Source organism: Geodermatophilus sp. SYSU D01106, assembly GCF_054049995.1.
In genome coordinates, this window is the sequence record NZ_JBJGYM010000006.1 from 1 (window position 1) to 12,324 (window position 12,324).

General features: G+C 76.0%; 16 protein-coding genes. 13 read left to right on the forward strand and 3 right to left on the reverse strand.

What is annotated here, in order from left to right; genetic code table 11:
* Window positions 1–203 precede the first annotated feature (203 nt).
* Window positions 204–1,514 carry an MFS transporter gene (locus tag ACI78R_RS08235; protein ID WP_457040322.1) on the forward strand — a complete coding sequence of 437 codons (1,311 nt, stop codon included), beginning with the start codon at window positions 204–206 and terminating at the stop codon, window positions 1,512–1,514.
* A 25-nt stretch (window positions 1,515–1,539) separates the two neighbouring features.
* Here ACI78R_RS08235 and ACI78R_RS08240 read toward each other — a convergent pair whose 3' ends face one another.
* Window positions 1,540–2,490 (reverse strand): proteasome assembly chaperone family protein, encoded by a 951-nt coding sequence (locus ACI78R_RS08240; RefSeq protein WP_457040323.1) that lies wholly within the window; start codon window positions 2,488–2,490, stop codon window positions 1,540–1,542.
* 68 nt (window positions 2,491–2,558) lie between these two features.
* Window positions 2,559–3,797, reverse strand: coding sequence for an AI-2E family transporter (locus tag ACI78R_RS08245; protein WP_457040324.1), 1,239 nt, complete (start codon window positions 3,795–3,797; stop codon window positions 2,559–2,561).
* Window positions 3,798–4,039: 242 nt separating this feature from the next.
* On the opposite strand from ACI78R_RS08245, the gene ACI78R_RS08250 reads away from it, so the two are divergent.
* From ACI78R_RS08250 to ACI78R_RS08305, 12 genes are all read left to right on the forward strand, one after another.
* Complete coding sequence (locus tag ACI78R_RS08250) at window positions 4,040–4,309, forward strand: hypothetical protein (RefSeq protein ID WP_457040325.1); 270 nt, start codon at window positions 4,040–4,042, stop codon at window positions 4,307–4,309.
* Between the two features lie 51 nt (window positions 4,310–4,360).
* The gene (locus ACI78R_RS08255) at window positions 4,361–4,825 is read left to right on the forward strand and encodes a PPOX class F420-dependent oxidoreductase (protein WP_457040326.1); all 465 of its coding nucleotides are present in this window, start codon (window positions 4,361–4,363) and stop codon (window positions 4,823–4,825) included.
* A gap of 62 nt (window positions 4,826–4,887) precedes the next feature.
* Complete coding sequence (locus ACI78R_RS08260; protein ID WP_457040327.1) at window positions 4,888–5,412, forward strand: hypothetical protein; 525 nt, start codon at window positions 4,888–4,890, stop codon at window positions 5,410–5,412.
* Window positions 5,413–5,500: 88 nt separating this feature from the next.
* The gene (locus ACI78R_RS08265) at window positions 5,501–6,034 is read left to right on the forward strand and encodes a hypothetical protein (protein WP_073420207.1); all 534 of its coding nucleotides are present in this window, start codon (window positions 5,501–5,503) and stop codon (window positions 6,032–6,034) included.
* A gap of 20 nt (window positions 6,035–6,054) precedes the next feature.
* Window positions 6,055–6,822: a dienelactone hydrolase family protein gene (locus ACI78R_RS08270; RefSeq protein WP_457040328.1), complete on the forward strand. Its 768-nt coding sequence runs from the start codon at window positions 6,055–6,057 to the stop codon at window positions 6,820–6,822.
* Window positions 6,819–7,229: an ankyrin repeat domain-containing protein gene (locus ACI78R_RS08275; RefSeq protein WP_073420205.1), complete on the forward strand. Its 411-nt coding sequence runs from the start codon at window positions 6,819–6,821 to the stop codon at window positions 7,227–7,229. The genes ACI78R_RS08270 and ACI78R_RS08275 overlap by 4 nt, the downstream gene beginning before the upstream one ends.
* A gap of 90 nt (window positions 7,230–7,319) precedes the next feature.
* A complete protein-coding gene (locus ACI78R_RS08280; protein WP_457040329.1) occupies window positions 7,320–8,774 on the forward strand; it encodes an AI-2E family transporter in 1,455 nt (484 codons plus the stop codon).
* 10 nt (window positions 8,775–8,784) lie between these two features.
* On the forward strand, window positions 8,785–9,048 hold the full coding sequence (locus ACI78R_RS08285) for a hypothetical protein (RefSeq protein WP_073420204.1): 264 nt from the start codon (window positions 8,785–8,787) through the stop codon (window positions 9,046–9,048).
* Between the two features lie 41 nt (window positions 9,049–9,089).
* On the forward strand, window positions 9,090–9,509 hold the full coding sequence (locus ACI78R_RS08290; RefSeq protein WP_073420203.1) for an ATP-binding protein: 420 nt from the start codon (window positions 9,090–9,092) through the stop codon (window positions 9,507–9,509).
* Between the two features lie 78 nt (window positions 9,510–9,587).
* The gene (locus ACI78R_RS08295) at window positions 9,588–10,007 is read left to right on the forward strand and encodes a DUF350 domain-containing protein (RefSeq protein ID WP_073420202.1); all 420 of its coding nucleotides are present in this window, start codon (window positions 9,588–9,590) and stop codon (window positions 10,005–10,007) included.
* A gap of 144 nt (window positions 10,008–10,151) precedes the next feature.
* A complete protein-coding gene (gene fabG / locus ACI78R_RS08300) occupies window positions 10,152–10,913 on the forward strand; it encodes a 3-oxoacyl-ACP reductase FabG (RefSeq protein WP_457040330.1) in 762 nt (253 codons plus the stop codon).
* Between the two features lie 89 nt (window positions 10,914–11,002).
* Window positions 11,003–11,623 (forward strand): GDSL-type esterase/lipase family protein, encoded by a 621-nt coding sequence (locus tag ACI78R_RS08305; RefSeq protein ID WP_073420200.1) that lies wholly within the window; start codon window positions 11,003–11,005, stop codon window positions 11,621–11,623.
* 18 nt (window positions 11,624–11,641) lie between these two features.
* Here the strand turns inward: ACI78R_RS08305 and ACI78R_RS08310 are convergent, their stop codons facing one another.
* Complete coding sequence (locus ACI78R_RS08310; protein ID WP_073420199.1) at window positions 11,642–12,307, reverse strand: NADPH-dependent F420 reductase; 666 nt, start codon at window positions 12,305–12,307, stop codon at window positions 11,642–11,644.
* Between the last annotated feature and the right edge of the window lie 17 nt (window positions 12,308–12,324).

A 12,324-nucleotide genomic window follows, 5' to 3' on the forward strand; every position in this document is an offset into this window, starting at 1 on the left:
CCCCCCCCCCCCCCCCCCCCCGCCCCCCCGCGCCCCCCCCCCCCCCCCCCCCCCCCCCCCCCCCCCCCCCCCCCCCCCCCCCCCCCCCCCCCCCCCCCCCGCCCCCGTTCCGGGACCTTCCGCTGGCCGGGAGCCGAGTGGGGCCACGCGCGCGGTCCACCTAGCGTCGGTCGACCGCACCGCGCCCTCGCCGTGGAGGACCGATGAGCACGACCCCCGTGCGCCCGACCGCACCCGGGACGGCGGCCCGCGCCGCCGGCTGGGTCGCGCCGCTCTGCTGGATCGCCGTCCTGCTCGACGGCTTCGACCTCGTCGTCGTCGGCACCGTCGTGCCGACGCTCCAGGAGCCGGAGGAGTACGCCCTCACCGGCACCGGCGCGACCGTGGTGATCACCGTCGGCCTCGTCGGCATGATGATCGGCGCGCTGACCATCGGCACGCTCACCGACCTGGTGGGCCGCCGCAAGGCGCTGATCGGCGCGGTCGTGTCCTTCTCGCTGTTCACGCTGCTGTGCGCCCTCGCGCCGAACGAGACGGTCTTCGGCGTGCTGCGCTTCCTCGCCGGCATCGGCCTCGGCGGCTGCCTGCCGACCGCCATCGCGATGGTCAACGAGTTCAGCCGGTCCGGGCGCAGCGGCCGCGCCACCACGACGATCATGACCGGCTACCACGTCGGTGCCGTCGCCACCGCGGCCCTGGCCATCGCGGTCATCCCCTCGCTGGGCTGGCGGTGGATGTTCGTCATCGGCGCCGCGCCGGCGCTCGTGCTGGTCCCGCTGATGCTGGCGAAGCTGCCGGAGTCGCCCGCGTACCTGCTCGCCGCGGGCCGGCGCGCGGAGGCCGAGGAGGTGGCCCGCGCCAACGGGCTGACGCTGGAGGCCGCGACCGGTCCGGCGACCCCGGCGGAGGCCGGGTCGGGTGCGGCCGCGACGGTCCGGTCGCTGTTCACCGGCGGGTACGCCCGCAACACCCTGGCCATCGGCGTGACCTCGTTCATGGGCCTGCTGCTGGTCTACGGCCTCAACAACTGGCTGCCGACGATCATGCGGGACGCCGGCTACGACCTCGGCGACTCGCTGGCGTTCCTGCTGGTGCTCAACGTCGGCGCGATCGTCGGCCTGCTCGTCGCCGGGACGGTCGCCGACCGCATCGGTGCCCGCCTCGCCGGGATGATCTGGTTCGCCTCGGGCGCGCTGTTCCTGGCGCTGCTGTCGGTGCGGCTGCCCACCACGGGGCTGTACCTGATGTGCTTCCTGACCGGCTGCTTCGTCTTCTCCGCGCAGGTGCTCGTCTACGCCTTCACCAGCGCCAACCACCCCTCGGCGGTGCGCGCGACGGCGCTGGGCTGGTCGGCGGGGGCCGGGCGGATCGGCGCCATCGTGGGCCCGGTGATCACCGGCACGCTGGTGACGGCCGGCATCGCCTTCCCGTGGGGCTTCTACGTCTTCGCCGTCGTCGGGGCGCTGGGCGCGGTGGCGCTGAGCGTCACGCGGGCGCTGCGCACCGCCCGCTGAGGGCGTCCCCCAGCGGGCGGTCCGGTCAGTCGCCCTGGCGGCGGTCCTGCTCGGCGAGGAAGCGCTCGAACTCCGCGCCGATCTCGTCGCCGCTGGGCACCTCGCCGACGCTGCCGAGCAGGTCGCTGCCCTCCCGGGCGGCGGTGAACTGGTCGTACTGCTGCTCGAGGGCGGCGACGACGGCGGTGTTGTCCGAGGAGCGGGCGATCTGCTCGTCGACCTCGGTGCGGTGCTGCTGGGCGGCCTCGCGCAGCGTCTCCGTGGGCAGCAGCAGGCCGGTCAGCCGGCCGACGTGCTCGAGCAGCGTGAGCGTCGCCGCGGGGAAGGTGGCCTGCGCCAGGTAGTGCGGCACGTGCGCGGCCACGCCGAGCGCGTCGACGCCGGCCTCCCCGAGCCGCAGCTCCAGCAGGGCCGAGGCGCTGCCCGGGATCCGCAGGTCACCCCAGTAGACGGGGTAGGACTCGATGAGCGAGCGGCGGGTGGCGTGCGCGGTCACCGTGACCGGCCGGGTGTGCGGCACGGGCATCGGGATGGCCTGCAGCGCCACCACCGACGTCACCCCGAGCTCCTCCACGAGGGAGGTGACGGCGCCGGTGAACGCCTCCCAGCGGTAGTCCGGCTCGGGCCCGTGCAGCAGCAGGAACGGCTCGCCGGAGTCGTCCTCCAGCGCGCTGAGCAGGATCTCCGGGGCGTCGAAGGACTCGTAGCGGTCGCCGGAGAACGACATCCGCGGGCGCCGGGCGCGGTAGTCGACCAGCAGGTCGGCGTCGAGCCGGGCGATCGTGCGGTGCGGCAGCGTCTCGAGCAGGTGCCCGGCCGCCAGCGCCGCCGACGAGGCCGCGTCGAAGTCGCCGGAGAGGGCGTGCAGGAGCACCAGGCCGCGCCGGTGCTCCGGCGCGCCCATCTCCGCCTCGGCGGCGAGGAACGGCTCGGCATCGGGGAGCAGCTCGACGAGCTCCTCCGGTAGCTGCGCCACGGTGGGCACCTCCTGCTGGTCGTCGTCAGCAGGGAGCAGCGCCGGCGGGCGGCGCCGCATTCCCGGCCTCACCCCGCGGCGGGACCCTCCGCCGCGGGCGCCCGGGTGAGCACGGCCCCGTCGTCGCCGCCCGCGACCCGGGCGTGCGTGCCGTCGCCGGCCACCTCCGGGTGGCGGCCGTCGAAGACGTCGCGCACGTACCGGTAGGTGACGGCGATGAGCGCGGCGACCGGCACGCCGAGGAAAGCACCGATGATCCCGGCCAGGCTGCTGCCGGCGGTGACGGCGAGGATGACCACCGCGGCGTGCAGGTTGAACCCGCGGCCCTGGATGATCGGCTGCAGCACGTTGCCCTCGAGCTGCTGCACGAGCAGCACGATCCCGAAGACGATGAGCGCCACGGTGAAGCCCTCGTCGACCAGCGCGATCAGCACCGCGAACGCGCCCGCGACGAAGGCGCCGATGATCGGGATGAACGCGCCGAAGAAGGTCAGCACGGCCAGCGGGATGACCAGCGGCACGTCGAGGATCCACAGCCCCAGGCCGATGAAGAACGCGTCGACGAAGCCGACCAGCGCCTGCTGCTTGATGAACTCCGACAGCGTGGACCACGTCTTCTGCGACAGCGCGGCCACGTGCGGAGCGGCCTTCGGCCCGGCCTGCGCGGCCAGCCACGGCACCCAGCGCGGGCCGTCCTTGATGAAGAAGAAGGCGAGCACCAGGGCCAGCACCAGGTTGATCAGCCCGTTGCCGACGGCGGAGGCCCCGGTCGCGGCGTAGCCGGCGATGTTGGAGGCGTTCGCCTGCACCGAGTCGATCGCCTGGTCGACGTACTGGCCGAGCTGCTCCTCGTCGACGTTGAACGGCGGGCCCTGCAGCCACTGCTGCACCTGCTGCAGGCCGCTGGCGAACTGGTCGGCGAGGTCGGTGACCTGGGCGGCGACCTGCGGGGCGATGACCGCGATGATCCCGCCGATCAGCGCGAGGAACAGCAGCAGGACGAGGGCCGCGGCCAGTGCGGGGGGCCAGCCGTGCCGGCGCAGGAACCGGGTGGGCGGCCACAGCACGGTGGCGAACAGCAGCCCGAGGATGATCGGCAGCAGGATCACCCACAGCCGGCCGAGCACCCACCCGACGACGACGAGCGCCGCGGCGATGAGCAGCAGCTGCGCCGACGCGATCGCCAGCGTGCGGGTGGCCTCCCGCGCCCGCTCGCCGCGCTGCCAGGTGGGCGTGGGCGCCACGGTGGCCCGGTGGTCGCCGGTGCGCGGGTCGCCCTGCCCGCCCTCGCCGGTCAGCTCGGGCACGGGGTGCTCGGACGACCGCCGGCCGCCGTCCCCGCCGGGCGGGCGGACCGCGGGGCCGCCCGCGGCGGACGCGCCGGCCGCTGCGGAGTCCCGGCGTCCGGGAAGGCGGAACCTCATGGACTCCATCGCACCACGGATCACCGGTGCCCACCGGTCGGGCCGGGGTCGGCATCCCGGGGCGCCGACCGGGTACGGAGGGCCTGCCGGGGACCCCGCCCCGGTCCGTCCCGAGAGGTCCCGCCATGCCCGAGGTCCCGCAGCCGGTCACCGACAACAGCGTCAAGGTGCGGCAGCTGTCGCACTACCAGTTCAGCTGGATCGCCGGCGAACCCGGCAAGCCCGGCACCTACACCCTGCAGCTGGTCCTCGACCAGGGCGCGTGGGAGGAGGTCCTCACCCTCGACCCCGACGACGCCGACAACCTGCAGGACCTGCTCACCAACACCGAGACCGTCCACTACGACATCGAGCGCCGGGTGCTGATGTTCGGCGTGACGAGGACCGGCTCCTGACGGCCCGGGCACGGCCCCGGCGCCCGCGCACGGGGCGCTAGCGTCGGGGTCGTGCCCAGGACCGCCACCGCCGACCGTGTCGACCGACCCGCCCTGCTGGAGTTCCTCCGCCCGCGGCACCACGCCGTGCTGCTCACCCGCCGCCGCGAGGGCGGCGTCCAGATGTCCCCGGTGACCTGCGGCGTCGACGCCGAGGGCCGGGTCGTCGTCTCCACCTACCCGCAGCGCGCGAAGGCCCGCAACGCCCGCCGCGACCCCGCCGTCTCCCTCTGCGTGCTCTCCGACGACTTCGACGGCCCCTGGGTGCAGCTCGACGGCACCGCCGAGGTCCTCGACCTGCCCGACGCGCTCGAGCCGCTCGTCGAGTACTTCCGCTCCATCAGCGGCGAGCACCCCGACTGGGACGAGTACCGGGCGGCGATGACGCGGCAGGGCAAGTCACTGCTGCGCGTCACGATCGACTCCTGGGGGCCGGTGGCCACCGGCGGCTTCCCGCCGGATCTCGACGCCGGCTGAGACGGCGCGCCGGGCAAGCCCAGGAGCTTGCCTCCGCGCCGCGGGAGGGCGACCCTCCCTGCGTGCCCCTGGCCCTGGCCTGCGCCCCGCTGACCGGCGGCGTCCCCGCTCCGCCGCCGGAACTGGGACCGGCCGCCCGGCCGCTGGGGGAGGGGTGGGCCGCGCCGGCCGCGGGGCCCGCCGCGGCGGTCGAGGCCGTCGCCGCGCTCGTCCGCCGCGGCGGCTGGCGGATCGGGGTGGGTGCGGCACCGGGTGACGACGACGGCCCGGTGGCGCTCGCCGCCCGCCGCGCGCTCGAGGCGGCCTCCCGGCGGCCGGCGCGGCTGGCGGTGCGCGGGACCGACGCCGGCGCCGCCGCCGACGCCCAGGCGGTGCTCGCCGCGCTCGCCGTGCTGCTGGCCCGCCGCAGCGACGCGGCCTGGGCCGCCGTGGACCTCGTCGCCGCGGGCGGCACCCGGGCCGCGGCGGCGTCGGCGCTCGGGATCTCCCGCCAGGCGGTCGCCCAGCGGCTGGCGGCCGGCGGCTGGGACCTGGAGCAGGAGCTGCGCCCCGCCGCCGCCCGGCTGCTGGCCCGTGCCGCCGGCTGACCGCCCGCGCGGGGGACACCGCCGCGCGTCGCGGTGCGGTGATCGGCGAGGATGGACCGTCCGGAACACCCCCGACCGGAGGTCCGCCGTGCCCGAGCAGCCCCAGCGCAACGCCGAGCTCCTCGGCATCTACGTCAACGACCACCTGGCCGCGGCCACCGGCGGCATCGAGCTGGTGGGCCGCATGATCGGCGTGCACCGTGGCAGCCGCTGGCAGCAGCCCCTGGAGCAGCTGCGCGACGAGCTGTACGAGGAGCGCGCCGCCCTGCGCCGGGTCACCGAGGTCCTCGGCATCCCGGTGCGGCAGTACAAGCAGGTCGGCGTGTGGCTCGCCGAGAAGGTGACCCGCGCCAAGCTCAACGGCCGGCTGCTGTCGCGCTCGCCGCTGTCGGACCTCGTCGAGTTCGAGTTCCTGGCGTCGGCGGTGCGCGGCAAGCGCAGCGGCTTCGAGACCCTGCGGATCGTCTCCGAGGTCGACGGCCGCCTCGACGGCGCCGAGCTCGACCGGCTCATCGACCAGGCGCACCGCCAGTACGAGTGGCTCACCGACGCCCGCCGCGAGATCGCCGCCGCCACGTTCGGCGGCCGGCCGGAGGCGGCCGTCCCCAGCGACGTCGACTGAGGGCTGGTAGCAACGACGCCATGTGCCACGACCCCGCCAGCCGCCCGCCCGCACCGCCTCGGACGGGGGAGGTCGGCGGCTCCGGGCTGACCACGCTGACCGCGGCCGACGGCACCCGGCTGTCGGCCGCCTGGGCACTGCCGGCCGACGTCGCCGCGGCCGGGGCGGGCGTCGTCGTGCTGCCCGACATCCGCGGCCTGCACCCCTACTACGTCGCTCTGACCGAGCGGTTCGCCGAGGCCGGGCTGCCCGCCGTCGCGATCGACTGGTTCGGGCGCACCGCCGGCGTCGCCGCGACCGGCACCCGCGACGCCGACTTCGACTGGCAGACGCACATCCCGCAGACCACGCCCGCGGGCATCGACGCCGACCTCTCCGCCGCCGTCGCCGAGCTGCGCGCCCGCACCCGCCCCGACCTCCCCGTGCTCACCGTCGGGTTCTGCTTCGGCGGCAGCCACTCCTGGCGGCAGGCCGGCGGGGACCTCGACGTCGCCGCCTGCGCCGGGTTCTACGGCCGGCCGGCCATGGTCGGGGACGCCGCCGTCCGCGCCACCCGGCCCACGCTGATGCTCATCGCGGGGGCCGACGCCGCGACGCCGGTGGAGGAGCAGCTGGCGCTCGCGGAGACGATGCGCTCGGGCGGGGCCGACGTCGAGACCGCCGTCTACGACGGCGCGCCGCACTCCTTCTTCGACCGCGCGGCCCCCGAGTGGGGCGAGGCCTGCCAGGACGCCTGGCGGCGGATCCTCGCGCTGGCCGACCGGGTGGCCGCCGGGGCGGCACGGTGAGCGGGCCGGGCGGGGAGCCGATCGAGGAGGGCGTCCTCGAGCTGGCCCGCCGGGTCTTCGACCTCGCCCGCGCCGGGCACACCGAGGAGCTCGCCGCCTACGTCGACGCCGGCGTGCCGGTCGACCTGACCAACGAGAAGGGCGACACCCTCCTCGTCCTGGCCGCCTACCACGACCACCCCGACACGGTGGCCGCCCTGCTGGCCCGCGGCGCCGACCACGGCCGGGCCAACGACCGCGGGCAGACGGCGCTGGCCGCGGCCGTGTTCCGCCGCTCGGAGGCCGGCGTGCGGGCGCTGCTGGACGCCGGCGCCGACCCCGACGCCGGGGGGCCGAGCGCCCGCGAGACCGCCGCCTTCTTCGAGCTGCCGGAGATGGCCGCGCTGCTGGACCGCGACACCCGCTGACGCCGGCCGCGCCACCCGGCGCGCCGTGACACCCTGGTCGCGCCCGCGGCACGGTCGCCCCGGGCGGCACCGGACGGGGGAGGGGGACCCATGGCCGCTCAGCAGCACCTGCCCGGACCGGGCGCGGACCGGGCCCGCGGCGGGAGCACCCGCCTCACCCCCACCGACGAGGAGGCCCTCGTCGCCGCTGCCCTCGACGCCGTGGCGGTCGATCCCGACGCCGCCGTGACGGCACCCGAGCCGGCCGCGGCCGGACCGGCCGAGGCCGAGCCCGCCGGGCCGGGCGGGCTGCTGTCCGGCGCGCTGCCCCGCTGGCTGGTGCTGCTCGTGGGCGCCGCGGCCGCGACGATCGCCGTCGCCGGGGTGCGCGAGATCGCCTGGCTCGTCGCGCCGGTGATGCTCGCGCTGGTCGTCGTCGTCGCGCTCATGCCCGTCCAGCGCTGGCTGCTGCGGCACGGCGTGCCCCGGGCGGCCGCGGCCACCGTCCTGCTGCTGCTCGTGTGGGGCGTGCTGCTGGGGCTGGGCTCGCTCCTGGTGGTGGCGATCGCCCAGTTCGCCGTCCTGCTGCCCGACTACGCGCCGCAGTTCGCGGTGCTGCTCGACAACGCCGTGGAGCGGCTCGACGAGGCCGGGCTGTCCTCGACCCAGATCCAGGAGCTCGTCGACCGCTTCGACTACGGCCAGCTCGTCGGGCTCGCCACCGACCTGCTGACCCGGGTCACCGACACCGCGACCACGCTGGTGCTGCTGCTGTCGGCGATGGTCTTCCTCGCCATCGAGTCCGGGGGCTTCGGCCGGCGGCTGGCGCTGGTGGCCGAGGACCGGCCGCACCTGCCGATCGCGCTGGGCCTGTTCGCCCGCGGCACCCGCTCCTACCTGCTGGTGAGCACCGTGTTCGGCGCCATCGTCGCCGTCGGCGACACGATCGCGCTGGCCATCCTCGACGTGCCGCTGCCGGTGCTGTGGGGCCTGCTGTCGTTCATCACCAACTACGTGCCGAACATCGGCTTCGTCCTCGGCGTCATCCCGCCCGCGCTGCTCGCGCTCCTCGACGGCGGCTGGACCGAGTTCTGGGTCGTCATCGTCGTCTACTCGCTGCTCAACTTCGTCGTCCAGACGCTCATCCAGCCCCGATTCGTGGGTGACTCCGTCGGCCTGTCGATGACGGTCACCTTCCTCGCGCTGCTGTTCTGGGGCTGGGTGCTCGGCGCGCTCGGCGCCCTGCTCGCCATCCCGCTCACGCTGCTGGTCAAGGCGCTCCTGGTCGACGTCGACCCGCGCGGGCACTGGCTCGACGCGCTGCTGCGCGAGGAACCCAGGGCGCCGCGGACCAGCCGCGCGCGGCAGCGCGCCCACGCCCGCCGGGCCGCGCTCGCGTCGGTGCGCGCGATGCACCCGCACTGGCCCGCCCGCCGCGGCTCCGCCGCCGCCGACACGCCGCCCGACCTGCAGGAACACCCCGCCGACACCCGGGCCGCGGGGAATGTCGGACCCCAGGAGGACGTTGATCCACAGTCGGGCGCGGTGCCCGGCAGCACCCCCTGAGGAGGCCCCCGTGAAGGGCGATCGTGTCGAGGTCGTGATCGACGCCGGCGGCAGCACCCGCACCTACGAGATCGAGGCCACCCGCGCCGGCCGGCGGGTGGAGGTCAGCAACGGCCGCGGCGTCGTGGAGGTCACCGAGACCACCCGCGGCGGCACCGCGGTGCGCACCGCGCGGTTCATGTCCGGCCGCGTGCTGGCCCTGGTCGAGCACCCCGCGTCCCGGGCCGGGCTCGACGACGACGAGCCGGTGACGCCGTTGCGGCGCACCGCCTGAGCGCCGCTGCCCGTCCGGGCGTCGGCCAGGAACTCGTCGTCCTGGTCGGGCTGCAGGGCGCGGGCAAGTCCACCTGGGTGCGCGAGCACCTGGGCCGCACGCACGCGGTGGTGAGCAAGGACCACTGGCCGCGGGCGCGGCGGCGCGAGGCCCGCCAGCAGCGGGTCGTCGCCGAGCTGCTCGCGGCCGGGCGCAGTGTCGTCGTCGACAACACCCACCCCTCGCCGGCCGAGCGGGCACCGCTGGTGGCCGCGGCCCGCGCGGCCGGGGTGCCGGTCCGCGCCGTGTGGCTGGACACCCCGCGCGCCACCTGCCTGGCGCGCAACGACGCCCGCGAGGGACGCGCGCGGGTCCCGCCCGTCGGGGTGTACGCCACCCTGGCCCGGCTGGTCCCGCCGTCGACCGACGAGGGCTTCGACCGGGTCGACGTCGTCCGGCCCGGCGACACGGCGCACGGCTGAGGGACGCCGTGTGCGGGCCGGGGGAGCGGTGCGATAGACACTGCAGGCCGTCCGCCCCCGCCCCTGGAGGTCCCGCCCGTGCTGGCCAGCATCGGATACGCCGTCGCCTACACCGCCGTCGGCCTGGTGCTGCTGGCCCTGGGGTACCTGGTCCTCGACCTGCTCACCCCCGGCCACCTGGGCCGGCACATCTACCAGGACCGGTCGGTCAGCGCCGGCATCGTGCTGGCGGCCGGCTTCCTCGCGCAGGGCGCGATCATCTTCACCACCATCTGGACCAACGCCACCTCCGGCTTCGGCCAGGCGCTGCTCTACACCGTGGTCTTCGGGGTGCTCGGCGTGCTGCTGCAGGCCCTCGCCTTCCTGGCCCTCGACCTGCTGACGCCCGGGAAGATGGGCGCGCTGGTCACCGAGGTGGCCTTCCACCCCGCGGCGCTGGTCAGCGCCGCCGCGCAGCTGTCGGTCGCCGCGATCATCGTCGCCTCCATCTGGCCCTGAGCCCCGCCCGCCGGACCCGCGGCAGGCCCACGGCGGGCCCGCCGTAACGTGTCCGGCGCAGCGCGGGCCGCCCCCGGATCCCGGGAGGCGGCCCCCACCCGGAAGGCCGGCGACGACGCCGCCCCACCAGCGAGAGGAACTGCCATGAGCGAGGCCACCCCCCGCGTCGCCATCATCACCGGCGCCGCGCGCGGCATCGGTGCCGCGACCGCCAAGCGCCTGGCCGCCGACGGCTTCGCCGTCGCGGTGCTCGACCTCGACGAGTCGACCACCAAGGACACCGTGGCCGAGATCGAGGCCGCCGGCGGCAGGGCGCTCGGCGTCGGTGCCGACGTCAGCGACGCCGAGCAGGTGCAGGCCGCCGTCGACCGGATCGCCGCCGAGCTCGGCGCCCCCGTCGTGCTGGTGAACAACGCGGGCGTCACCCGCGACAACATGCTGTTCAAGATGACCGAGGTCGACTGGGACGTCGTCATGAACGTGCACCTGCGCGGCTCGTTCCTCATGACCCGCGCCTGCCAGAAGTACATGGTCGACGCGAAGTGGGGCCGCGTGGTCAACCTGTCGAGCGTCTCGGCGCTGGGCAACCGCGGCCAGGCGAACTACTCGACGGCGAAGGCCGGCCTGCAGGGCTTCACCAAGACCCTCGCCATCGAGCTGGGCAAGTTCGGCGTCACCGCCAACGCGATCGCCCCGGGCTTCATCCAGACCGAGATGACCAAGGCGACCGCCGAGCGCATGGGCATCCCCTTCGACGACTTCGTCAAGGGCGCCGCCTCGCAGATCCCGGTGGCCCGCGTCGGCCAGCCCGAGGACATCGCCCACCTGGTGTCGTTCTTCGTCAGCGAGGGCGCGGGCTTCGTCTCCGGCCAGGTCGTCTACGCCGCGGGCGGCCCGAAGGCCTGAGCGCCCGGGCGCCACTGGCGCAGGAGGCACGGACGTACGTCACGCCGGCCGGCGGGCACAGCGCCCCGCCGGCCGGCGTTGCACCAGCCGTGACCGCTCCGCTCCGCCTCGTCGTCCTCGGTGACTCGATCGCGTACGGGACCGGCGCCGCGCGGGTCGAGGACGGCCTCGGCCCGCGTCTCGCGCAGGTCCTGCGCAGCGAGGGCATCGACACCGAGCTCACCGTGCTCGCCGTCCCCGGCGCCGTCTCCCGCGACCTCGCCGCGCAGGTCCGCCGCGCGGCCCCACTGCGCGCCGACCTCGCCGTCGTCGTGGTCGGCGCCAACGACCTCGCCCGCTTCCTCCCCGTCGACCAGGCCACCGCCGCCCTCGGGGCCGCCGTCGCCGACCTGCGCGCCGCCGGCACCGACGTGGTCGTCGTCCCCGCGCCGGACATGTCCAGCGTGCCGTTCGTCCCGCCGGCGTTCCGCCCGACAGTGCAGGCCGCCTGCCGGCTGATGCAGCAGCGGCAGGCCGCCGTCGCCGAGGCGCACGGCGCCGTCGTCGCCCCGGTGGCCGCGGAGGTCGCGGCCTCGTTCACCGCGGAGCCCGGGCTGTTCTCGGCCGACCGGTTCCACCCGTCGTCGGCCGGCTACGCGCGCATCGCCGCGGCCCTCGCGCCGACGGTGCTGGCTGCCGCCCGGGACCGGCGGGAGCGCCGGGCGGCCTGAGCCGCCCGGCGCCCGCGCTCACATGTCGCGGTAGCGCTTCGCGGCCGCGAGCGCCTCGGTGAGCCGGCCGCGGTCCAGGTCGGGGCCGTAGCCGGGGGTGTCGCGCTGGATGCGCCAGCCCTCGGCCAGCGGCCCGAGGTCGACGACGTCGAAGCCCAGCTCGTCGATGAACGACGACACCGTCTCCTTCGCCGACGCGTCGTCGCCGGCGATCGCCAGCGCGCGGCGGTTCGCCGTGCCCGGCGGGGTGCGGCGGGCGGTGATGTCGGCGGCGTAGATGTGGTTGAACGCCTTGACCACGCGCGAGGTGGGTAGGTGCGCCTGCAGCAGCTCGGCGGTGGTGGTCGACTCGTCGTCGAGCTCGGCGATCTGCCCGTCGCGCTCCGGGTAGTAGTTGTTGGTGTCGATGACGACCTTGCCGGCCAGCGGCTGGACCGGGACGTCGCCGACCGCCTTGAGCGGCACCGTGACGACGACGAGGTCGCCGGCCGCGCCTGCCTCCTCCGCGGTGGCCGCGCGCACCGACCCGCGCCGCGACGGGCGGGCCTCGATCCGGTCGACCAGGTCGGCCAGGGTCTCGGGGCCGCGGGAGTTGGACAGGACCACGTCGTAGCCCGCGTCGGTCGCTGCCTGGGCGAGCGCCGTGCCGATGTGGCCGGCGCCGATGATGCCGAGAGTCGTCATGCCTGCGGCCAACGCGA